Origin of the sequence: Chroococcidiopsis thermalis PCC 7203 (genome assembly GCF_000317125.1) — a bacterium.
GTDB classification, from domain to species: domain Bacteria; phylum Cyanobacteriota; class Cyanobacteriia; order Cyanobacteriales; family Chroococcidiopsidaceae; genus Chroococcidiopsis; species Chroococcidiopsis thermalis.
On the sequence record NC_019695.1, the window covers coordinates 2,515,927 to 2,537,150 of the forward strand.

A 21,224-nucleotide genomic window follows, 5' to 3' on the forward strand; every position below is an offset into this window, starting at 1 on the left:
TAAAAGTCAAAATTGTGTGGGGTGGGCAATGCCCACCTTACTATCACAGTACTTTTTTAAATCAATCAAACCAACCAATATCTTTATCTGAAAATGTAGATGATGACATGTCAGGTAAAGAGTAGGATTGTACTGGTCTAGCTAAGGCAGAACTAACGGGTTTAGAGTTAGATTTAGAGGTTGTTTTGGAGCTAGATTTAGTGTTTGTTTCTGTCAGTTTCAAGATTGTTTCTTTGGCTTGGTCGAGTTCTGCTTGCAACTTTTCAACTTTTTCGACTAAAGTTTTTTGGTCTTGGAGTTGCGATCGCAACTCCTGATTCTCGGTTTGGGCAGCTTCTAGTGCTGCTTGTATGTCTTTCACTGTGGTTTCCAGTTCGGCTTTAGTGGGACTGGTACGGCGATGATTTGTGGCAGATTCAGAATTTGTCTCTTCTGAAGTGGGTTCCTCCACAACAAGTTTTGCTTCTACCGTAATCTCCTGCGGTTCGGCAGATTTTTGCGCCTCTTCTTTCAATAAATCGGATAGATTTTTTCTCACCATAACTTCCTCCAATCCCTCTCCATTTCGTCGGCGACTTTACGGTAATCTAATTGTGCCTCTTTTGCGTGCTTTCCTCGCCACTGGACGATTGGCACGCCATCTAAAGCTGCTCGTTCGTGGGCTTTATAGGCGCGGATGACAGTCTTGCAAGCTGGAATACCGAGTTCTTTAAGGGTGTTTTGAGCTGCTTGCGCGTCCGTCCAACTACGAGGATCGACTCGCGTTAAGAGGACGCGATGGGCTACCCCTGATGGTACGACTGCACGTCTGACTGTCTCAACTAGGATAGCTAAATCCATCGGTGCTGGCGGCGTTGGTAACAATAAATAATCTGCCGCTGCGATCGCTGCTGCCAACGATTCCGAGTTGAGCGCTGGTGGTGTATCGACAACGACGAGTTCGTATTCCTCTACCCGCTTCAATTTACCCAATAGTAAGGGATCGGTTTCCTGTACTAAATCGAAACCCATTTTTTGTTCGCCGCGATCGACCCACCAAGATAAACTGCCTTGAACGTCGGCATCGACCGCTAAGACTTTGTAATGCTCGGCAAGAATTCCTGCCAAAGCCATACTTGTTGTGGTTTTACCCACGCCACCTTTACCATTCGCCACAACAATTATCTTGGGTTGCCGAGCCATTGCGCATCTTTCTAGGGACAAGAATAGATTACCAAATCCGCGTCCCTAAAATGTTTTAATTCACAGGGAGTAGGGTGGGGAGAATTCGGAATTCGGAATTCGGAATTCGGAATTAGTTGTGACTTGCTCCCTCAGCTCTCTTCTGCTCCCTCAGTCAGCTCTCTTCTCCCTGCTTCCGATTACGGCGATAGATGCCAAAAAGCGATTGTCTTGTCTGCACTACCACTAACTAGAGTCTGTCCATCTCGGCTGAAAGCAACCGACCAAACCGGAGCTGAATGTCCTCTAAGGGTAGCTAGTGTCTCTCCTGTAGTCAAGTTCCATACTCGAATAGTCTTGTCATCGCTGCCCGTAGCAATTTTTTGACCGTCTGGGCTGAAGGTGACAAAATTGACATCAGCTGAATGTCCCGTCAAGGTGCGTATTTCTCGTCCCGTGTTGGGATTCCAAATTTTGATCGAGCGATCGTCACTGACGCTTGCCAGTTCTTGACCAGTTGGACTAAAAGCGAGGGAGTTAACATCGCCTGTATGCCCTCTGAGGGTGAAAATTTCCTGTCCTGTATTGAAATTCCAGATTTTGATCGTTCTATCTGTACTACTGCTGGCAAGCCTTAAACCATCTGGGCTAATGGCAACGGACAAAACTTCAGCAGCATGACCCCTCAAAGTCCGAAGTTCCTCTCCTGTCTTGAAGTTCCAGATTTTAATTGTTTTGTCATAACTCCCACTAGCAAATTTTTGACCGTCTGGGCTAATGGCAACGGTATCAACATAGCTAGCATGACCCTTGAGGCTACGAAGTTCCCGTCCCGTATTCAAGTTCCAAATTTTAACTGTATTATCCTTACTGCCACTGACTAGAGTTTGACTATCTGGGCTAATGGCGACAGAGTAAACCCAGTTGGTATGACCTTTAAGGGTGTTGAGTTCTCGGCGATCGCTAAAATTCCAAATTTTAATCGTTTTGTCGTCGCTACCACTAGCAAACTTCTGTCCGTCTGGACTGAAATCAATCGTATTAACTTCCCCAGTATGCCCTGCGATCGTGGAGATTCGATTGAGATACCAATAACCATATCCCAGCAATCCTAATAGCAGGATAACACCCCCCACTAGCAGTCGCTTTTGCAACCGTTGGAGAGGAACAAGCGTGGGCAGCGCTTGAGTACGATCGCGCTTGAGTTGCAGTCGCTTTCCCTGACTCGAAGGCTGTCCTATAGGGTTAGAATCTGCCTTGATGCTACCAATTTCGCTTGATGGTAGTTGGGTTTCGATTGTCGCTGGGTCAACAGATAACTGGATGCGATCGCTAAAGTCTCGCAGCACTTCATCAGCATGTTGATAGCGCTGGAGAAAGTCTTTTTGCAGCAACTTGTCTAGAACTCGCTCTAATTTTTGACTAATTGGCGTTTTAAGATATTGTCGCCAGTCTGTCACCCAGCTGTAGCCTTTTTCCGTCCACAGTTGAGATGGATGGATCTGGGTCAGCAGATAAAAGCAAGTTACGCCTAAACTGTAGAGATCGCTAGCTGGATAGGCATCCCCAATATTCATTTGTTCTAGCGAGGCATAACCAAAGGAGCCGATGCTTGTTCCTGGGCTAGCGATCGCCGTTGCCGATAATTGCTTGGAAACGCCAAAATCGATCAGAACTGGTTTACCGTCACTCTGACGGCGAATGATGTTTTCTGGCTTGAGATCCCGATGAATCACATGATGGGCGTGGATAAACTGGAGAACTGGCAATAAGTCACTCAACAGTTGCCAAATTTTTTCCTCGCTAAATATCCCTTGTTGCTCTACTTCCTGCTGCAAAGTTTGCCCTACAATTAACTGCTGTACCAGATACAGGTAGTTATCCTGTTCAAAGTAGGCGTATAACGCCGGAATCTGCGGATGTTCCCCTAACTGTTGTAGGCGCTGTGCCTCTTCCTGAAACAGCTCATTTGCCTTTTGCCAAGCTTTGGTTCCTGGAAATTGCGATACCAATTGCTTGACAACACACGGTTCATTTAGCTTGTCTGTATCCTCTGCCAAAAAAGTTCTACCAAACCCGCCGCTTCCCAACTGGCGGACGATCTGATAGCGATAGCGCAGCAGCGGCTGAATTTCTTTGCCGCAACTGTGGCAGAAGGGCGTTCCTTTGGGATTCAAAGGCTTCTGGCAACTAGGGTTGAGGCAGTAACTCATAATCAGCCGTTAACCAACCGTTGGGTATTATGATAAGTCGTTTCTATAGCTTATTTATACCGCTTATTGAAACCGCTCTCAGCAGAGCGATCGCCCTTGCAGCTCGAAAGACTTTTTCATCATGCTCGATTCAGCGCTAAATTTCACCTATTTTCATTTTATTGAATATATACTGATTTATTCTATTGAATGGTATGTCAGTTTGGATATGTTAACATTTCTTTTTCCTAGCGATTATTTTAATCCGAAAAAAATCGATGAAGCCTATCTTGCTCAAGCTGTATGTTTGTCAAACAGTCGATAGCGATTTAGAAAGAGAATTGAGCGATTTAGGCTGGGAATGTTTCTTTATTAAAGATTACGTCAAATCTCTCAAAACTTCAATTGGCTCAACGATTGAAAAACCTTCAGATATTAAAATAGTTGTGAGTGAAATGCAAAAGTTTCGTGGCACAATTGAAGGTGGTGTTTGTGTTCGACGAGTTGAAGATTTTATATCGGATTCCGAGCGGCGTTACTTTGTTATTAATGGTAGAGTGTTTGCTGCCAATTCAGAAAAGAAAATTCCAACTATTGTAGAAGAATGTGCGAAAAGAATTAATAGTAAGTTTTTCTCCGTAGATGTGGTAAAACGTAGAGACGGAGTTAAACGCATTGTTGAAATTGGCGACGGGCAAGTTTCAGATCTTGTAGGATGGACAACGGAACGTTTTGCTGAGATTTGGTTAGATGAATGCTAAGATTTTAGTAACGGTAAACAATTATCTGACCTACAATTTATGTCTCTCTGTCCATGAAACAAATAAAGCAGTTTACAGGAATTATTGAACGGGAAGAAAATGGATACGTTTCTTTGTGTCCAGAGCTGGATATTGCCAGTCAAGGTAGTACAGTTGAGGAAGCAAGAAATAATTTAATTGAAGCATTAGAATTATTTTTTGAAACAGCAGAACCTACTGAAATAGAAACTCGATTGCATGGTGAAGTATTTATCACTAGGTTGGAGGTTGCGATTGGGTAGGCTGCGAGTTCTCTCCGCTCAAGAAGTTTGTCAAATTCTCGAACAATTTGGGTTGATTAAAGTTCGGCAGCGTGGCAGTCATATTATCATGCAAAAGCGAACCGAAGATACAACAATTACTGTTCCCGTGCCGAACTAGTCGGAGATACGTATAGGTACTCTGCAATCTATTATTCGGCAGTCAGGATTACCTCGCTCTCTATTTGAGGAGCAATAATAGCGCTCAATTCCGGTGATTATTAGTATATTGAATTCTCGCTCCTGCCCACTGCAATTTCTCGCGTAAAGTTTGGTAATAAGAATAGTTTTCTCGCAAAATAATGAACTTAGCGTCGCAATCTGCCATTTGAATATCAACTCGCTGTCCGGGCCAAATTGCAGTTGCTAAAACACTATCCATCCATAATTTAGTATTCAGTTCATAGTCGCCTAAAGCCCACACGCTGACGACGGAACCAGGTGGTAAAACAATCGGTCGGCTGGAAAGGCTCATCGGACAGATGGGAGTCACGGTAATCGCTTTCATCCCGTCATGAACGATGGGTCCATTGGCGGAAATGGTGTAGCCTGTGGAACCAGTGGGAGTCGCAATAATTAACCCATCACCCTGATATTGATCGACCACTTCCCCGTCAATTTCCATTTCTAGAATAGAGGTGATCGAGCGGTCAGCAGATGCGGGTTTTATACACATTTCATTTAATGCTAAAAAGCGATCGCTAACTCTTTCTATCTGCGAGCGATTGCCTTCATAAAGTCCCGCTTGTAACATCATCCGCCGCTGAACCGCATATCTATCCTCCAACAGGCGATCCCAGACTTGTTCTGAATCTTTAAAACTCTCAAATGACTCGGTTAAAAAACCTAAATTTCCACCCACATTGACAGCTAAAATAGGGATTCCCTCAGCAGCTAAGTGCCTTGCAGCTGTGAGTACCGTGCCATCGCCTCCTAGAACTATCGCTAGGTCGATTGGTGCAACTGCTGAGGCGAGAAATACTGGATAAGGATTGTCTTTGGGACCGCTCGGACCCATCAGTATTCTACAGCCACGGTCTTCTAACTGCTGGGCGCAAATTTCTGCCCAGCGGCGACTGAGGGAATCTCCTGCTTTATGAGCGATGATGACTTGCTTTAACTGCACTCAACTACCACTTTAGTAGATTGAATTGCTCCATATCAATTGTGTCGCGGTTACGGTAAATCGCTAACACAATTGCTAATCCTACAGCTGCTTCAGCCGCAGCAACGGTAATGACAAATACAGTAAAGACCTGACCCTTAATTGCTTGTGAATCTAAAAAGTTAGAAAATGCCATCAAGTTTAAATTTACGGCATTGAGTAACAATTCAATTGACATCAATACGCGGATGGCGTTGCGACTGGTAATCAAGCCGTAGATCCCAATACAAAATAGGGCGGCGGCGAGAATGAGAAAGTACTGGAGTTGCATTGATTTCTTGGCTTGCGAGTATCTAAATCTAAGAGTTGCCTTTGGCTTGCTTGTCTTTACTTAAATTGCTGGTGCGATCGCCCGACACGGTAATGAGTTCGCGCGGACGTTCTGGCAATGTCAATACGGGTTGTTCTTTACGAGGCGAAATTATTTGTTCTGGCAAAAATTCCCGCCGCGCTAAAATAATTGCCCCTACCATTGCCATTAATAACAAAACTGAAGCCAGTTCAAACGGTAGCAAGAAGTCGCTGAAGAAATGTTGTCCAATCGAGACGATGGAATTATTACCAGGTGTCACGCCAGTAGAATATACCCAAGGCGTTGCCAGCACCATCGTACTTAACAGCGCGAATAATCCCAAACTGACGATCGCAGTTAATGTCGGGCGTACCCAAGCATTCCGTAGCGGGGCGAAATCCTCGCGCTTATTCACCAACATAATCGCGAATAGGATCAGTACGTTCACCGCTCCGACATAAATCAGCACCTGAGCCGTGGCGACAAAATCAGCATTCAGCAACAAGTACATTCCCGCAATACTGATAAATACCCCTGCTAATAAAAAAGCAGAGTAGACGATATTGGACAGCAGCACCACTCCCAAGGCTGCCCCAATCATCATCGCTGCTAAGATGCCAAACGAAACAATCTGTACCCCTTGTGCTATGTTCACAACTCTTTATCCTTTGCAAATTGGTAATTGGTAATTGGTAATTGGTAATTGGTAGTTGGTTGTCGTTAGAAGTCGATCTTTTTTGACTTTTAGCTTTTGACTTTTGATTCCCTTACCCATTACCTATTACCCGTTACCTACTGAGCAGTCTGTTCTTCTTGCTTGACAATTTCTTCTGGTAGCATACCAGCTCGTTTGGCATCTGCTGGCAGATCGTGCGGGTCGAGTACGCCTTTGGGCAAGTAAACGAGTTCCCGCAGTGGCGTAACCATTGGATCTTGGGTAACTTTATACGGTAAGCGACCTAGAGCTACGTTATCGTAGTTGAGTTCGTGGCGATCGTAAGTACAGAGGTCGTATTCTTCTGTCATGGATAGACAGTTTGTCGGGCAGTATTCCACGCAGTTACCGCAGAAAATACAAACGCCAAAATCAATACTGTAGTGATTGAGTTTTTTCTTTTTCGATGGTTTGTCAAATTCCCAATCGACTACAGGTAGGTTAATCGGACAAACACGAACGCACACTTCACAAGCAATACACTTATCAAATTCAAAGTGAATTCTGCCGCGAAAGCGTTCCGAGGGAATCAGTCTTTCGTAGGGGTACTGAACTGTAATCGGTCGCCGTTGCATGTGGTCGAAGGTTACTGCTAGCCCTTGACCGATATAGCGAGCTGCTTGAACTGATTCTTTGGCATAATCGCCAATTTGCTTGAGAAATTTCAACATGGTACTGTGGTGTTTCTCTCTTTTAAGATCATAGGCAATTGGTAATTGGTAGTTGGTAATTGGTAGCCGATCGCCAATTACCCATTACCCATTACCCGCCGAAGGCAAAGGGAAAAGCTAACTTCAGTGCTGCGGTCAAAAGTAAATTAACTAGACTTACAGGCAGCAAAAACTTCCATCCTAAGTCTAATAACTGGTCGATCCGCACGCGGGGCACTGTCCAGCGCAGTAGGATGGCAATAAAGACGAGGAAATAAGCTTTGAGTAGTGTCATCGTGATGCCTAAAGCAGCATCTACGACTTGCAACCAAGAGCTATCTCTGCTCACTCCTACCCAATCAGCAAGAATGTCTAGGGGAATGGGAAATTCCCAGCCACCGAGGTATAAAATAGCTACCATTAAGGCAGAAAGGACGAGGTTAACATAGGAACCCAAGTAGAAAAGACCGAATTTCATGCCAGCGTATTCGGTTTGATATCCCGCCACCAGTTCTTCTTCTGCTTCTGGTAAGTCAAAGGGCATCCGTTCGCATTCTGCTAAAGCTGCAATCCAGAAAATGACAAAACCAAGCGGCTGTCGCCATACGTTCCAGCCTAAAATGCCGTAGCCCGATTGCTGTTCCACAATGTCGATGGTGCTAAGGCTGTTAGACATCATGACAACCGCCAGCACTGATAGAGCAAGGGGAACTTCGTAGCTAATTGACTGCGCTGCTGCTCGTAAGCCTCCGAGTAGGGAGTATTTGTTATTGGAAGAATAGCCTGCCATCAGCAAACCAATCGGCTGAATGCTCGACAATGAAATCCATAAGAAAACTCCCATCCCTACATTAGTAATTACCAAGTTCTGTCCGAACGGCACGATTAAATAAGACAGAAACACGGGAATGACAACAATGATGGGTCCGAGGGTAAATAGTAGCGAATCTGATTTGGCTGGAACCACATCTTCCTTGAAGACTAGTTTCAAACCGTCAGCTACAGGAGCTAGTAAACCAAATGGACCGATATATTCAGGACCAATTCGCTGTTGCGCGGCAGCAGAAATTTTCCGCTCCAACCACACGCATACCAACACCCCCACTGTCGAGCCAATAATCATTAAAATCATCGGCAGTGGCATCCATATGACTTTGGCTACATCCGCAGGTAGTCCCAAATCCATTAGGGTTTCAATAAAAGTACCTTGCAGGTCTATTCCTGAATTCATGCTTTGCACTTGGTAAGAAGTAAGCAGTGAGTAGTGAGTAGTGAGTAGTGAGTAGCGAGTAGTGAGTAGCGAGTAGTGCAAACACTAAACTCATTCCTCACTCTTTACTCCTCTTCATGAAGATTTTTTTAACATTCCACTGCCTAGTATATCGTTCGCTGGCTCACAGCAAAGCAGAGTACTTGAGAAGTTGTACTTATACTTGTATTCGAGGTTTGTCTATAGTTAGGTAATTGGTGAGTAGATAGTGGCTGGTGGCTGGTGGCTAGCAGAGTCAGCTTTTTATGTCTACTCACCAGTCACTAGCCATTAGTCACTCCTCACGACTCACTGTCTCAAATGAACTGGAGTATAGGAGACATCGTGATGACCGTTGTAGACTTGGGTGGGGCGATAAATACGGTTTTGGACGAGCTGTTCTTTCCAGTGAGCTAGCCAACCTGCTACGCGGGCGATCGCAAATACGGGCGTAAATAAGTCCGTAGGGATACCCATCTTTCTATATACCAAGCCAGAGTAAAAGTCAACGTTAGGATAGATGCCTTTCCCGCCCAGTTTTTCTGCTACGGCATGTTCTAACTCTACGGCGATGTCATAGTATTTGTCGTAGCCGAATTTTTCAAATAACTGCTCTGCCAATTTTTGTAAAATGGTTGCTCGCGGGTCTTTCACCTTGTAGACTCGATGACCGAAGCCCATGATCTTAGCTTTGCGCTGCATACAGTCCTCTAAGTAAGGACGGACATTTTCTACCGAGCCAATTTCTTCTAGCATCGTAATCACTTCCTCATTGGCTCCTCCATGTAGCGGTCCGCCGAGAGTGCCAACTGCTGACGCGACTACAGCGTAAGGATCGGTTAGCGTCGAAGCCGTTACCCGTGCCGAAAACGTGGAAGCGTTCATCGTATGTTCGGCATGGAGAATTAAGCAAACATCAAAGATCCGTGCAGCTAATGGGTCTGGTTCCCGTTCGTTGAGCATGTAGAGAAAGTTTGCGGAGTAATCCAAGCCGTCATGGGGACGCACGGGGTCGTTACCATTCCGCATCAACTGAAACGCTGCGATCATCGTCGGTACTGTTGCTAGTAGCCGCACGACGGCATCTCTGACGTATACGGGGTTTTCTAAGTCGCGTTTAGAATAGAACAAGCCTAATGCCGCTGCTGAGGCTTGTAGTGCATCCATCGGATGACCGCTTTCAGGAAAGCTTTTCATCATATCCCGAATGCGATACTTAATTCGCCGATGATGTCTCACCTCATGCTCGAATTCCTCTAACTCTTGCTGAGTTGGAAGTTCGCCCCAAATTAAGAGGTAGGCAGTTTCTAAAAAGTTACTTTTTTCGGCTAACTCTTCGATGCGGATGCCGCGATACTCCAGTATCCCTTGTTGTCCGTTGACAAAGCTGATACCGGATTGGGCGGCAGGGATGCCTTCTAGACCTGGTCTAAATTCGCAAACGGACATAGCTACACTGGCTGCATAGAAAAGACAATACTCAAGCTAACTTACCAAAAACTTGCCTTGTGTAGTTAGTTTTACCAGAATTATATGCTATCTAGAGCAGAAACTTCGGTGGAGCTAGCCAAAACAGTTGGCTTCGACCCACGGGAGAGTTGACTTTTGGTAAGTTAATACCAATGATACCTGCTTTTCTCAGAACTAGGGCAGCAGAGTCATCATCCGGAGAATTTTCAGCAAATGCTAACTCTTGTTTGAGTTTTCCCCAAATCAGCATTTCTGCCCATTGTCCCAAATCTGGTTCGTGACCGACTAAAGCTAGTTGAGTATCAGTAGCCAGCATTTGCTTTTGTTCTAGCCAGCTTAACCACAGACGAAAATCTCCTTCTGGAGATAGGTGGCTAGATTCTTCAATTTGAGAACTCAATCCACAAGTTTGCAAAATTTCTGCCGTTTGCCTTGCTCTAGCGAGAGGACTGGTCAAAATTAGCTCAAATCGCAAGCCGAGTTCGTAGAGGCGTTTTGCTACTTGTTGGGTTTTTTCCCGCCCTTTAGCTGTCAATACCCGTTTTTCATCCTCCACATCGGGACTTCTTTCTTCAGCAATACCGTGACGGATTAAATACAATTCCATAATTTGGTAATTGGTAATTGGTAGTTGGTGGTTGTTAGTTGTTGGCTGTTGGTAGCGTTGAGCAATTGGCGATATTCTGTTAGCCGTGAACTAATTGCTTCCCCATTACCCATTACCCATTACCTATTCAGTCTGAATCGGACTATCTTGTGGGTTGACCAGTCGTTGAAGCTTCTGCTTGATTTGAGCGTCGAAGACTTCCCATTTCATTTTGGCGTACGCAGAAATTTCATTACTGCCAGATAAGAAGCCCATCGGAATTTCAAAGCCACCCGCGCCGCTACGTCCGCCGCCGAAGAAGCGTCCTTGATTGTCTTGTCCGAAAGCTTCTTTGAGAAATTCGTCGGGGTCTAGGGTGAGTTTGGTGGTACGTAGCGACCCAATGACAACTTCTAGTTCTTCATCTTCGTCGTGAACGATACCATAAACGACAGCCGTGTGGACGTTTTCTTCTGTCACTAAAAAGTCAGCTGCTTGAGGAATAGCATCGCGGTCGTCATAACGTAGGTATCCCACACCTGCAATAGAAAAGTTATTTTGAACTATACGATTTTTCAGCGATCGCTCGATCACATCCATCACCCGTTTGGAGCGATTGGTCTGCAATACGGCTTTGAGCAATTGGTAATCGTAAAATCGACTCAAAAAGCCTGCTGCCTGAAAATCCTCTTCTTGTGCTTGCATCAAGCTGCTGGTGTCGGAACGCAAGCCGTGCATCAAGGCAGTGGCGCATTTGACGTGTTGTCCGACGCTACTATCGAGTACCAGTAACCCTGTTTGCAAGTACTGGGTCAAAATCGTGGCTGTGGCGCGAACGTTGGGACGAATATCGGCAAACTCTGGCTTGAGTTCTCCTTGCAGGCTGTGATGGTCAATGACCGATATGAGTGGCAAACCTGCTTCTAAAACGAGCGAGAGCAGTTGACTTGTCGTCCCTTGGTTGTCAACTAGCACGTAACCTTTATAACCAGATAAGTCTTTGCTTTTAGCTGTTTGAACTGGTAGGCGCTGCGCTGGTAGTCCCGTTAGTTTGACTAAAGCAATATTCTCTTGATGGCTCAAGGTTCCGGCATAAACGATGTCGCACTGCAAATCATATTGCTGCGCGATGAGTTGGTACGCCCACGCCGACGAAAGAGCATCGGGGTCGGGGAAGTCTTGCAATAAGACTAAATGTCGTTCGTGCTGATGTCGCTCTAAAACTTGCCGCAATGCTTCCACTTTTGACGTGGTGGAAGAACCATTGTTGTTGCGTCCAACTGGTTGAGTCCCAGAATCGCCGGACAAGGGAGCGAGAGATGGTTCTTGGGTTGCGACCGCAGATCCCATATCTATCTCAACTTCTTCAACAGAAGACTCGCTATTGGAAGTGGAAGGCAGACTATTAAGCTGCTTGAACGAGTTCAAGGGCATAAATACTATCGTATGCGTGTGAAGCGAAAATTGTGGTCAAAAATGTTACTATTACTCGATAAACTGTATCAGCCTCATCGCACAGTGACTGCAATTTTTTACTGCAATTATTTTAGGCATCAACGGTTATGCTACTCAATCCGGCGCTGGGATGAAATACAAATTCTATTTCTCATCATAGCTCTATAGCAACTATTCAGCCAGAGGTCGATTAAAGACCGATGACATACTTTTGCCACTCATCATGCAGACCGCTCTTGAGATGCTTGGTGACTTCAAAGTAGAGGCTGCTGTAGGGCTTGCGCGGCGGATGGCGCAGATGCATGTGTGCCTCAGATGGAGTGCGACTGCCTTTCTTGACGTTGCAGCGGACGCACGCAGTAACGATGTTTTCCCAAGTATCCATCCCGCCACGCGATCGCGGTAGAACGTGATCTAACGTTAAATCCTCCCCGATGTAGCCGCAGTATTGACAACTGTGACTGTCTCGATGGAGGATATTACGTCTGGTAAGGGGAATTTCTTTGTAAGGGACGCGAACGTAGTGACGCAGGCGGATGACAGTCGGCAAGGGAAACTCGGCGTAAATGACTTTGCCGTTGTGTTCGACTTGCTCCGCTTTGCCTTTAATTAGCAATACAATTGCCCGTCGCCAGCTCGTGATGTTAATCGGCTCGTAAGAGGCGTTCAGGACTAATACCTTAGCCATTGAGTATCGCAGCAGCCAACTTTTTTACAAGATATTAACATAATTACTCATATTTGCGTCATTTGTCATTAATTAAGTGGTGAGTGGTGCGTGGTGCGTGGAAAGAGACAAGGGGGACAAGGGAGACAAGGGGGACAAGGGAGACAAGGGGGACAAGGGAGACAAGGGGGACAAGGGGGCTAATTCTGGTTCCACCAGCTACCAGCCACTAGTCATTGATAACTGATAACTTTGTACAGACGTTACATGTAACGTCTCTACACTGACAACTGATAACTGATAACTGGTAACTGGTCACTGAAAACAAGAGGAGTGGGGATGCTGAGTCAGGAGCAGAGTGAGAAGACGGTTTTTAGTAATGATGTCGTGGGTGGATTGCGTCAAAGAGCCTGGGTGGAAATCAATTTAGGTGCTTTAGCCCATAACGTGCGGCAACTCAAGGGCTTGCTAGCGGCTAAAACAGCGTTAATGGCAGTTGTGAAGGCAGATGCTTACGGTCATGGAGCGGTGACGGTGGCACGTACAGCTTTAAGTGCTGGAGCAAATTGGTTGGGTGTGGCAACCATACCGGAAGGAATTGAACTGCGCCAAGCAGGAATTGACGCGCCGATTTTGATTTTAGGTGCAACGCATACGCCGGAACAACTAAAGGCGATCGCCCACTGGCAACTTCAACCGACGCTGTGCGACCCCAAACAAGCTTTGGTCTTCTCTGAAACTTTGGCTGCGACTACGGGTGGTAATTTACCAGTTCATGTCAAACTCGATACGGGAATGTCTCGCCTTGGACCCCTGTGGGAACAAGCAACAGAGTTCGTGCAGCTAGTCCATTCTTTACCGCATTTGCAAATCGCTAGTATTTATTCTCACCTGGCAACGGCAGAAAACCCAGACCGCAGGATAATGCAGCAACAACAGCAGCGATTTGAAACGGCGATCGCACAGGTTCAAGCAGCTAGTATGTCTCTTCCATTGCTGCATTTAGCCAACTCAGCTGCTACTTTGACTAGCCCCGATCTACATTACGATTTGGTACGTGTGGGGTTAGCAATGTATGGACTCTACCCAGCAGCTCATCTCAGCAGTTCTGTCCAGTTGAAACCCGTACTGCAAGTCAAAGCGCGAATTACGCAGGTAAAAACAATCCCCCCCAATACAGGCGTGAGCTACGGACATCATTTTGTCAGCGATCGCGAACTCCGCTTGGCTGTGGTGGGAATTGGTTATGCTGATGGCGTACCGCGCAATCTCTCTAACCGCATGGAGGCTCTGATTTGCGGTCGGCGCATCCCCCAAATTGGTGCTATTACTATGGATCAGTTAATGCTAGATGTGACGGCAATTCCAGATGTAGCAGTTGGAGAAGTTGTCACTCTCCTCGGACAAGAAGGTAAAGAACAAATTACTGCTGATGATTGGGCAGCAGTCTTAAAAACAATTTCTTGGGAAATCCTCTGCGGCTTTAAGCACCGTCTGCCTCGGGTTGCTGTGAATAGGGAGCAGGGAGCAGGGAGCAGGGAGTAGGAAAAGAGTGACGAGTGGCAATTGGCAAGGAAATCATCCACTTACCACTCACCACTCACCACGCACCACTCATTACGCGCTAATAGCTTTTTTCTTCGTGGGTACGACGGTTGATGTTTCTGTCATCAGTTTGGTGTAAAGCTCACCTAGTTGTTTGGCGACTCCTTCCCAACTAAACATATCTTCTACCCGTTGTCTTGCTGATGAGCCGAGGCGATTTCGGAAGGCAGTATCGCTCAAGATTCGGTCAATAGCAACAGCAAAGGCTGCATCATCTTTAGGTGGAGCGAGTAAGCCTGTCTCTTCTGGGACGACAGTAAATTGCAATCCGCCGACATCGCTAGCCACCACTGGCGTACCGCTTGCCATTGCTTCAATGGCAACTAGACCAAATGGTTCGTAGTGACTGGGAACGACACAAACATCGGCAGCGGCGTAATAAACAGGTAGATCGACATCGCCTAGCCGTCCGGGGAAGGAGGTAAAATCGCTCATCCCTAATTCTTTGACAATACCTTCAATGCGATCGCGCTCGATGCCATCGCTTTGTCCTGGGCGGCTACCACCACCGATAATCAGTTTGATGTCTTCTTTGCCGCGCAATTGCAACTGGGCAACTGCTCGCACTAAAGTTTCAATTCCCTTGCGCTCGTCAAATCGTCCGACATAAAAGACAACTTTGCTTTCTGGGGGAATTCCTAGCTGTTGTCTGGCAATTTTGCTGTCGATCGCGCCAAAGCGATGAATATCTGTACCGCAAGGAATAATGTCAATATTACCTTTGGTAGAGACGTGCGATCGCATGTGTTCTTTTTCTTGCGGGCTAGTGGCAACAATCCGCTCTGCTGTTTCTAGTACCCTTTTTTCGACTTCCAACCGCTTCGAGGCAATCAGTGGTACGGTTGCAACCGACTTATATTTAATTGCGCCTAAAGAGTGATATGTATGGACTTGTTTGATGGATTGGGCTTTCTTCAATTCCATGCCCACCCAGCTAGAAATCCAGTAGTTGGTATGCACTAGAGGATATCGATAACCAGTTTGCTGTTGATACTGGAGGAATGCTTCGACAAACTCCGAGGCATAACCAAAAATATTGTCCCTCGGAACGAATTCCTCAGGACCAGCGGTTAAGCGAATTGTCCGACAATTCTCGCTATGTTCGACAATCTTTGCTTGTTCGGCGCTAGCTTTGCGGGTAAACATATCAACCTGCCATCCCAGTTTACCCAATGCTTCACCCACTTGGCGGACATAAACGTTCTGCCCTCCAGCTTCTTCTTTCCCAATCTCAATCGCAGGGTCGCCGTGGACTGAAATTAGGGCAATTCGCTTTTGATTTTTGTTGTTCATAGCTTTGTGGCTATTGAATTTGCACCGTAACAGGGGTGAATGTAAGGAGACTTTACAAAGGCTTCTGTCTTTACCCCTAAAGTTTATTAAGTTTAATTTACACAATACCACACGCGATCGCATCCTCTAGGTGGATGAATTGCCATGCATACAAATCTTCCTTAGGGATTATCCGCGCCAAAAGATAGATTTCTACTGTTACTTTTTATTGATGACAGTTAGGTATGTCAAAAAATATTTAAGAAAGGTTGCATCGCTGCAAGTTCTCTTTACCTAAAGCACAGCTTCAATTAGTTATTGTTGGCAAGAGTTAACTTACGAGCAAGTTTTCTATGAAAGTTAAGTATAAAAACAACTAAGTATACGAGCAAAACTTCCGGTTGATTTTGTATAATTTTTGACTTAACGTATAAGTTTATTTTCTATATAATATTTAAAAATTTAATTGAATACATTCAATATCCGACTTTTTCCATATGCCTCTAGAGCGATCGCTTAGCACATTTTTTCCCAGAAGATTCTGAGGCGAGGCTGAGTTCATGTCGCAGTCACTCTAACAACTAGAACGCCCACTCAGAGAGTATAGGGGGAGAGTAGGAGTGCAGATGAGAAACAGCTGACAACAACTATTCGCTAATCGTCAACCGCTAATTGCAAACAATCCTTGACTCCCAACACCTAACCCTCAATCAGATGCCTATCCATTAGTAGTTTGAGCTGCCAACATCTGTTTCAGCTTTTCTAGTTCAGAAGCCCAACGAGGATCGGGACGAATTCCCTCAGCATCAGACGAGCCTGTAGAAGTTCCGGCAGAACCACCACGACGAGGTTTTTTCCCACTACGCTTATTGCCACCGCTTTTTTCTGCGTTGCTACTAACAGGAGCATCTCCAGTATTAGCACTACTAGCAACAGGGGCTTGGTCTTCCTCTTCTTGACCTTTGTTACGAGGCAACGCCTTCTCAATCTTTAGTGGCGTTTCCTTAAACATATAGCCGTTATATTTCTCGATGATTTCGTCTGCTTGCTCGTCATTATTGACAGTAACAAAACCAAAACCACGGCACTTTCCGGTCTTGCGGTCTTTAATGACTTTTGTAGTCACGTTACTACCCGCATCAGCAAAAACTGCTTGCAACTCTTGCCGATCGACTTCATCTTTTGGCAAATTACCAATGTATAAACGGACTGGCATGAAATGTACCTCTCAACTTGGATGCAATTAAGGTTGTTAACAAAATTTCTGACAGGAGGGTGAGGTGAATAGTGGCAAGAATCGCCGCAAACCGTCGCCAACTAACTTTTGCCTTAAACTGTCAACTTCTAAAATCCAATTCATTGTATTGGCAAAGACTGATAAGTTTATCATGCTACGGTACGATCTAAAAGCTTGACTGCGCAGTTTTGGCGGTTAGATCGCAACGGCGTTTGACTCCTGATGATATTTCCGATCGCCTGGAAAGTTGACACCATCTTCTAAAATATCACGGTTGACACTATAGATATTGTTTTCAAAATAGATTTGTGCTTATTGTCAGTTTTTTAACTTCGGCTCGGGCTATTGAGTACAGAAATGCGATACCTGTCTCACTAACTCCTGAAATAAAAACCAGCCTGTGGCTGGTCTGGCTGTTGCTGTGTTGGAAGGAGAAAAACCTGACCCAAACTAACCGAAGCGTAAGACGTTAGGTCGCTTTAACTTGCAGCTAGATCCGGACTTTAGTTGTTTATGTAAATAAATGTAACATAAACAACTAGGATTTTGCAATTAATCTTTACATTATTGGTTGGTAATTGGTAATTGGTAGTTGGTAATCGGTAATTGGTTGTTATTCTCCTCTGCTCCCTGCTCTCTGATAACTGATAACTGATAACTGATAATTAATAACTGCCTCCCTTTACAATGACGTACACGCCCCAAATTGTAGCGGCGATCGCCAGTGCGATCGACCAACCCTGATGGCTGCTGGTACTGGTTTTACCGGCTTGAGTTCGTAAAATTTCAATATCGATCCAAGCCGTAGCCCCACGGCGGAACCAGCCTGTTAAGATAACATGCCTTCCAATTAAATCGGTAGGGTCGGTAGAGGGTCTAAGCAAAAGACAGCCGAGGGGTCCCAGCCAAGAAGCATGATGCAGCTTGACTAAGCCAGTTGGTAAATGCAGCAGTAAATCTTGTCCGAACCAGTTGCCAATACCGCGCCGTCCTAACAACTTACCTTGGAGGCGGAGAGGCTGCGGGACAACTGGTAATAAATCGGGATTAGACAACAGCTCGGCAAGATTGGGACGATTTAGCAAGCTGGTAGACTTTGTTTCTGGAAATAAAGCATTTAGCCGCAGAAAAATACCGAGGCTCAAGCCAATCGCCAAGCTACCACGCACGATCCACCAATCACCCCACATCCAAGCTAAGTAAGGATTACCCAACCAGTAACCGCCGAGCCATCCAATTAGCCACATAAAACTGCTAAAAGCAGCACCGAGGAGAACTCCTAAGTAAGGAGAAACTTGTAATAACAGCGAGTCGTGAAGAAAGAAGGGTGTGGGGTGTGGTGCGCGATCGTTCTCCTCTAGCTTCCTTGTCCCCCTTGTCCCCCTAATCCCCACTCCCTTCGGTCGTGGGGTCCCCCTTGTCCCCCTAATCCCCACTCCCTTCGGTCGTGGGGTCCCCCTTGTCCCCCTAATCCCCACTCCCTTCGGTCGTGGGGTCCCCCTTGTCCCCCTTGTCCCCCAACGACTCCCGACTCCCGATTCCCGACTCATTCGTAAATTTAATTCAGTATCCAAGCGCCAAAAGTGGGCAATTTGATTCAGCCGTTGGAGGCGATCGCCCATTGAGGGATGAGCTTGGTTGATGCTAAGCCAGTAGCGCAAAGGATTCGTGCAGTCCCAGGCTAAAGCTACTTCTAATTCGGGTAATGAATGTAGGTTGCTCAGGGCGATCGCTTGTTTGTAACTGATAATTGTGAGTAAGTCCCAACCTTCTAGCAACCAACTGGTATGTCCTTGCTGTTGAATATCTTGAGCCACACCACGGGCAATTTTGAGTATGGCGCGACTGAGGGCGTTAGGATTGCCAGTTAATTCTGCGGCATGGCGATCGCTGTAGTATATGCGTAACTGAGAGAGCCAAAACGCTGGTAAACGCAGAAGCAACCAAAGTCCATAAGCAAAGTTAGCGGCGATCGCGATAAAAGCTTGGAGAGTTTTATTCGATATCTTGTTGCCCCACTGCGATAACTGGGAATAGGTTATGTAGGGTAACTGAGTAACTAATAAAAATAGAGATAAAACGATAAAATCCCAATTAGCTATCTGCCCTAATTGTGTTGCATAGATAGCGGCAATTTCATCATCTGCGAGTTGCTCTAGCAGACCTTGACTTACGACTATTCTTGTCGTGCGGCGCAGGTTGCCATAAGTGAAAATAAGCGGCACGGCTGTAGGTAGCACGCGCAACTGAGGTAAACGATAGTGGTGCTGGCGACAAGATCGCTGTAGCAGCCTGCTAGCTTCTGGGCTAGAAATTTCCAAAGTTTCCAGAGATAAGTGTTGAAGCCCGTACCACCATCTTAGTAATCCATCTATCAACCAAGGGGATAGGGCTAGCAACAGCACCAATACAAATACGATCTTGGTAGTATGGTCGTGATAGAACGGCTGAAACGGTTCTAGATAGGGGAGTTTTACCAATAAATCGTTAGTCAATCCCATCGCCAACTCAATGAGTTGTTGGATCGACCAAAATAGAGCGATCGCGCTACCGCACTGTAACAACCAAAATGGAATCAAATTAATAGTTGGTAATGGCTGCCAGCGTTGCGCTCTTGGTGCTTGCTTGAATTGGAGAAAAGTGGCTGGTGACTGGTGGCTGGTGGCTAGAATTGCTCCCTCTGCTCCTAGTTTCATAGTCTCCTCTGCTCTTCTGCTTAGAAACTCCCTCAGCTCTTCGATTTGGAGATTGCTGCTTTGCGCTAAGAGTCGGCAAAGGGAGAGCAGGTATTTGATATTGCTACTAGAAGTTGCTGGCTGAGTTTGTTGCTTGGCGATGGAAATATTTTCTGTCTGACAGAGGATTTCTAAATGAGCGATCGCCCCTTGATAGTCTTCTTGTTGCAGTGCTGTTTTTGTTGCTTCTAGCAACATTTCAGGATCGCCAGTCATAGCCATAAACCATAAACTTTCTTGCTTTCACCGATCGCCAATACCTTCTAGGACTTACGCAGTCGATCCCCCAAACCCCCTTAAAAAACGGGCTTAAAGTCCCCTTTTTAAGGGGGGAACCAGGGGAGATCGAGATCTCAGATTTTCTTGTGCGTAACTCCTGACCTTATCGCCACCGATTCTGGCACAATCAGCTAGATATGAGTAGAAAGTGAGTCGCGAGTAGCGAAGAAAAGGGTGTGGGGACAAGTCACAAGTCAGAACCATCTAGCCACCAGCCACCAACCACTAGCCACTCACCCGACTCCCGACTCCCGACTTCTAGCTAACAATATTTGCCATATCTCTGTAGCAGCACGATCGCCTACGCCTGTTTCTCCTAGAAGCGATCGCATTTGCTGATAGTCTGTTAAAACTTGCTGGCGACGAGTTGGGTTGAGCAGCAATTCTAAAGCTTGTTGGGTAATATTTTCCGGTGTGGCTCGATCTTGAAGTAACTCTGGGACGATCTCGCGATCGACAACTAAGTTCGGTGGCGAAATCAAGGGTAAGTTAATTTTGAGGAGATTGCGGGCAATCCACGCTGTAAATTGACTGACGCGATAAATTACGACTTGCGGCACGTCTAACAAGGCAATTTCTAGATTGACCGTACCAGATTTAGTAATTGCTAAATCAGCTGCCGCGATCGCCTCTAAAGTTTGACCGGAAAGTATAGTTGCTTGTAAGCCGTAATCTTTTACTGCTTGGGCGATTGGTTGGCGATAGATTTCTAAAGATAGGGGAATCCAAAAACTTACTTGTGGTAGTTTTGCCTGAATTGCTTTTGCTGCTTGAAACATTGCTGGCAGCAGATATTTTAATTCTTGGTGACGAGAGGCAGGAATTAACGCTACGCTCAGAGCCTCTGGTGCAATACCTAGCTTAGCCCTTGCTACTTCGCGACTAGGTGCTGCCTGCACGCGATCGAGTAGAGGATGCCCTACCCAAGTAACTGACACGCCCAAGCGTTCAAAATAACTGGCTTCTGCGGGAAATATTGCCAACAACCGATCCGTCATCTTGACTAAGCGATCGATTTCTCTCCGATTAGACCACCAAACCCACATTTGGGGAGCAATAAAATACACGATTGGAACTTGGGGAAAAGTTCGCCGGATGTAGCTGCCTAAAGCCAAATTGGGTCCGGCATAGTCTATGAGTACGACAAGATCGGGGGGATGTTGTTGGAGATATTGTTTAGTTTGACTTTGAATTTTGAGGGTAGGTAAGACAAATGGAATTGCTTCCCAGACAGTACCAACAGAGCCAATGCTAGCAGTATTAGCCAAAAGACGAGCGCCAGATGCTGCCATGCGATCGCCTCCCAAGGCAACAATTTCCAGAGGCAGATTGCGATCGCGGCTTTGACGGTGCAATGCTTCTACAAGTAAAGCTCCTTGAAGATCGCCCGAAACTTCGCCCGTACTAATGAAAATTCTGTAGTCATTTGTCATT

The 21,224-nt window shown here is 45.9% G+C and carries 21 protein-coding genes and 1 pseudogene; 5 read left to right on the plus strand and 17 right to left on the minus strand.

Features of this window, described 5'->3' with window-relative positions:
* Positions 1-61: 61 nt before the first annotated feature.
* The 3 genes from CHRO_RS11025 to CHRO_RS11035 form a co-directional block, all read right to left on the minus strand.
* Positions 62-541 (minus strand): hypothetical protein, encoded by a 480-nt coding sequence (locus CHRO_RS11025; protein ID WP_015154285.1) that lies wholly within the window; start codon positions 539-541, stop codon positions 62-64.
* The gene (locus CHRO_RS11030) at positions 535-1,182 is read right to left on the minus strand and encodes a ParA family protein (RefSeq protein ID WP_015154286.1); all 648 of its coding nucleotides are present in this window, start codon (positions 1,180-1,182) and stop codon (positions 535-537) included. The genes CHRO_RS11025 and CHRO_RS11030 overlap by 7 nt, the downstream gene beginning before the upstream one ends.
* A 179-nt stretch (positions 1,183-1,361) precedes the next feature.
* Entirely contained in the window at positions 1,362-3,374 is a 2,013-nt protein-coding gene (locus CHRO_RS11035; RefSeq protein ID WP_015154287.1) for a serine/threonine-protein kinase, read from the minus strand.
* A 257-nt stretch (positions 3,375-3,631) separates the two neighbouring features.
* Between CHRO_RS11035 and CHRO_RS32025 the strand changes: the two genes are divergently transcribed.
* From CHRO_RS32025 to CHRO_RS11050, 3 genes and pseudogenes are all read left to right on the plus strand, one after another.
* The gene (locus CHRO_RS32025) at positions 3,632-4,114 is read left to right on the plus strand and encodes an ATP-grasp domain-containing protein (RefSeq protein ID WP_181824309.1); all 483 of its coding nucleotides are present in this window, start codon (positions 3,632-3,634) and stop codon (positions 4,112-4,114) included.
* Positions 4,115-4,167: 53 nt separating this feature from the next.
* A complete protein-coding gene (locus tag CHRO_RS11045; protein WP_015154289.1) occupies positions 4,168-4,395 on the plus strand; it encodes a type II toxin-antitoxin system HicB family antitoxin in 228 nt (75 codons plus the stop codon).
* A pseudogene (locus tag CHRO_RS11050) lies at positions 4,388-4,612 on the plus strand (type II toxin-antitoxin system HicA family toxin). Before CHRO_RS11045 ends, CHRO_RS11050 begins: the two are co-directional and overlap by 8 nt.
* Before the next feature lie 6 nt (positions 4,613-4,618).
* On the opposite strand, the gene CHRO_RS11055 reads toward CHRO_RS11050, so the two are convergent.
* The 10 genes from CHRO_RS11055 to CHRO_RS30430 form a co-directional block, all read right to left on the minus strand.
* Positions 4,619-5,539 carry an NAD(+) kinase gene (locus CHRO_RS11055; protein ID WP_015154290.1) on the minus strand — a complete coding sequence of 307 codons (921 nt, stop codon included), beginning with the start codon at positions 5,537-5,539 and terminating at the stop codon, positions 4,619-4,621.
* Between the two features lie 4 nt (positions 5,540-5,543).
* The gene (gene nuoK / locus CHRO_RS11060; protein ID WP_015154291.1) at positions 5,544-5,849 is read right to left on the minus strand and encodes an NADH-quinone oxidoreductase subunit NuoK; all 306 of its coding nucleotides are present in this window, start codon (positions 5,847-5,849) and stop codon (positions 5,544-5,546) included.
* A 28-nt stretch (positions 5,850-5,877) separates the two neighbouring features.
* The gene (locus tag CHRO_RS11065; RefSeq protein ID WP_015154292.1) at positions 5,878-6,525 is read right to left on the minus strand and encodes an NADH-quinone oxidoreductase subunit J; all 648 of its coding nucleotides are present in this window, start codon (positions 6,523-6,525) and stop codon (positions 5,878-5,880) included.
* A 137-nt stretch (positions 6,526-6,662) separates the two neighbouring features.
* Positions 6,663-7,256, minus strand: a complete 594-nt coding sequence (ndhI, locus tag CHRO_RS11070) for an NAD(P)H-quinone oxidoreductase subunit I (protein ID WP_015154293.1) — start codon at positions 7,254-7,256, stop codon at positions 6,663-6,665.
* Positions 7,257-7,347: 91 nt separating this feature from the next.
* Positions 7,348-8,466, minus strand: a complete 1,119-nt coding sequence (gene nuoH / locus CHRO_RS11075; protein ID WP_015154294.1) for an NADH-quinone oxidoreductase subunit NuoH — start codon at positions 8,464-8,466, stop codon at positions 7,348-7,350.
* 327 nt (positions 8,467-8,793) lie between these two features.
* Positions 8,794-9,933 carry a citrate synthase gene (locus CHRO_RS11080; protein WP_015154295.1) on the minus strand — a complete coding sequence of 380 codons (1,140 nt, stop codon included), beginning with the start codon at positions 9,931-9,933 and terminating at the stop codon, positions 8,794-8,796.
* Between the two features lie 91 nt (positions 9,934-10,024).
* Positions 10,025-10,561: a phosphohistidine phosphatase SixA gene (gene sixA, locus CHRO_RS11085; RefSeq protein WP_015154296.1), complete on the minus strand. Its 537-nt coding sequence runs from the start codon at positions 10,559-10,561 to the stop codon at positions 10,025-10,027.
* Positions 10,546-10,674 carry a hypothetical protein gene (locus CHRO_RS34295; protein ID WP_015154297.1) on the minus strand — a complete coding sequence of 43 codons (129 nt, stop codon included), beginning with the start codon at positions 10,672-10,674 and terminating at the stop codon, positions 10,546-10,548. The genes sixA and CHRO_RS34295 overlap by 16 nt, the downstream gene beginning before the upstream one ends.
* 10 nt (positions 10,675-10,684) lie before the next feature.
* Complete coding sequence (locus tag CHRO_RS11090) at positions 10,685-11,974, minus strand: DHH family phosphoesterase (RefSeq protein ID WP_015154298.1); 1,290 nt, start codon at positions 11,972-11,974, stop codon at positions 10,685-10,687.
* A gap of 211 nt (positions 11,975-12,185) precedes the next feature.
* The gene (locus CHRO_RS30430) at positions 12,186-12,683 is read right to left on the minus strand and encodes an HNH endonuclease (protein ID WP_015154299.1); all 498 of its coding nucleotides are present in this window, start codon (positions 12,681-12,683) and stop codon (positions 12,186-12,188) included.
* A gap of 86 nt (positions 12,684-12,769) precedes the next feature.
* Between CHRO_RS30430 and CHRO_RS34300 the strand changes: the two genes are divergently transcribed.
* A complete protein-coding gene (locus CHRO_RS34300; RefSeq protein WP_281168639.1) occupies positions 12,770-12,895 on the plus strand; it encodes a hypothetical protein in 126 nt (41 codons plus the stop codon).
* A 106-nt stretch (positions 12,896-13,001) separates the two neighbouring features.
* On the plus strand, positions 13,002-14,207 hold the full coding sequence (gene alr / locus CHRO_RS11100; RefSeq protein ID WP_015154300.1) for an alanine racemase: 1,206 nt from the start codon (positions 13,002-13,004) through the stop codon (positions 14,205-14,207).
* A gap of 72 nt (positions 14,208-14,279) precedes the next feature.
* Here alr and CHRO_RS11105 read toward each other — a convergent pair whose 3' ends face one another.
* The 4 genes from CHRO_RS11105 to lpxB form a co-directional block, all read right to left on the minus strand.
* Positions 14,280-15,560: a glycosyltransferase family 4 protein gene (locus CHRO_RS11105; RefSeq protein WP_015154301.1), complete on the minus strand. Its 1,281-nt coding sequence runs from the start codon at positions 15,558-15,560 to the stop codon at positions 14,280-14,282.
* Positions 15,561-16,257: 697 nt separating this feature from the next.
* Entirely contained in the window at positions 16,258-16,755 is a 498-nt protein-coding gene (locus CHRO_RS11110) for an RNA recognition motif domain-containing protein (RefSeq protein WP_015154302.1), read from the minus strand.
* A gap of 686 nt (positions 16,756-17,441) precedes the next feature.
* Positions 17,442-19,733, minus strand: coding sequence for a M48 family metallopeptidase (locus CHRO_RS29590; RefSeq protein WP_015154303.1), 2,292 nt, complete (start codon positions 19,731-19,733; stop codon positions 17,442-17,444).
* A 290-nt stretch (positions 19,734-20,023) separates the two neighbouring features.
* A complete protein-coding gene (lpxB, locus tag CHRO_RS11120) occupies positions 20,024-21,223 on the minus strand; it encodes a lipid-A-disaccharide synthase (RefSeq protein ID WP_015154304.1) in 1,200 nt (399 codons plus the stop codon).
* Position 21,224 lies beyond the last annotated feature (1 nt).

What these genes read in the sequence shown, in the direction of transcription:
- lpxB (WP_015154304.1), bottom strand. Translation starts at nt 21,223, where the DNA reads ATGACAAATGACTACAGAATTTTCATTAGTACGGGCGAAGTTTCGGGC.
- CHRO_RS32025 (WP_181824309.1), top strand. Translation starts at nt 3,632, where the DNA reads ATGAAGCCTATCTTGCTCAAGCTGTATGTTTGTCAAACAGTCGATAGC.
- CHRO_RS34295 (WP_015154297.1), bottom strand. Translation starts at nt 10,674, where the DNA reads ATGGGTAATGGGGAAGCAATTAGTTCACGGCTAACAGAATATCGCCAA.
- CHRO_RS11105 (WP_015154301.1), bottom strand. Translation starts at nt 15,560, where the DNA reads ATGAACAACAAAAATCAAAAGCGAATTGCCCTAATTTCAGTCCACGGC.
- nuoH (WP_015154294.1), bottom strand. Translation starts at nt 8,466, where the DNA reads ATGAATTCAGGAATAGACCTGCAAGGTACTTTTATTGAAACCCTAATG.
- nuoK (WP_015154291.1), bottom strand. Translation starts at nt 5,849, where the DNA reads ATGCAACTCCAGTACTTTCTCATTCTCGCCGCCGCCCTATTTTGTATT.
- CHRO_RS11045 (WP_015154289.1), top strand. Translation starts at nt 4,168, where the DNA reads ATGAAACAAATAAAGCAGTTTACAGGAATTATTGAACGGGAAGAAAAT.
- CHRO_RS11110 (WP_015154302.1), bottom strand. Translation starts at nt 16,755, where the DNA reads ATGCCAGTCCGTTTATACATTGGTAATTTGCCAAAAGATGAAGTCGAT.
- CHRO_RS30430 (WP_015154299.1), bottom strand. Translation starts at nt 12,683, where the DNA reads ATGGCTAAGGTATTAGTCCTGAACGCCTCTTACGAGCCGATTAACATC.
- CHRO_RS11090 (WP_015154298.1), bottom strand. Translation starts at nt 11,974, where the DNA reads ATGCCCTTGAACTCGTTCAAGCAGCTTAATAGTCTGCCTTCCACTTCC.
- CHRO_RS11080 (WP_015154295.1), bottom strand. Translation starts at nt 9,933, where the DNA reads ATGTCCGTTTGCGAATTTAGACCAGGTCTAGAAGGCATCCCTGCCGCC.
- sixA (WP_015154296.1), bottom strand. Translation starts at nt 10,561, where the DNA reads ATGGAATTGTATTTAATCCGTCACGGTATTGCTGAAGAAAGAAGTCCC.
- CHRO_RS29590 (WP_015154303.1), bottom strand. Translation starts at nt 19,733, where the DNA reads ATGGCTATGACTGGCGATCCTGAAATGTTGCTAGAAGCAACAAAAACA.
- alr (WP_015154300.1), top strand. Translation starts at nt 13,002, where the DNA reads ATGCTGAGTCAGGAGCAGAGTGAGAAGACGGTTTTTAGTAATGATGTC.
- CHRO_RS11035 (WP_015154287.1), bottom strand. Translation starts at nt 3,374, where the DNA reads ATGAGTTACTGCCTCAACCCTAGTTGCCAGAAGCCTTTGAATCCCAAA.
- CHRO_RS11025 (WP_015154285.1), bottom strand. Translation starts at nt 541, where the DNA reads ATGGTGAGAAAAAATCTATCCGATTTATTGAAAGAAGAGGCGCAAAAA.
- ndhI (WP_015154293.1), bottom strand. Translation starts at nt 7,256, where the DNA reads ATGTTGAAATTTCTCAAGCAAATTGGCGATTATGCCAAAGAATCAGTT.
- CHRO_RS11030 (WP_015154286.1), bottom strand. Translation starts at nt 1,182, where the DNA reads ATGGCTCGGCAACCCAAGATAATTGTTGTGGCGAATGGTAAAGGTGGC.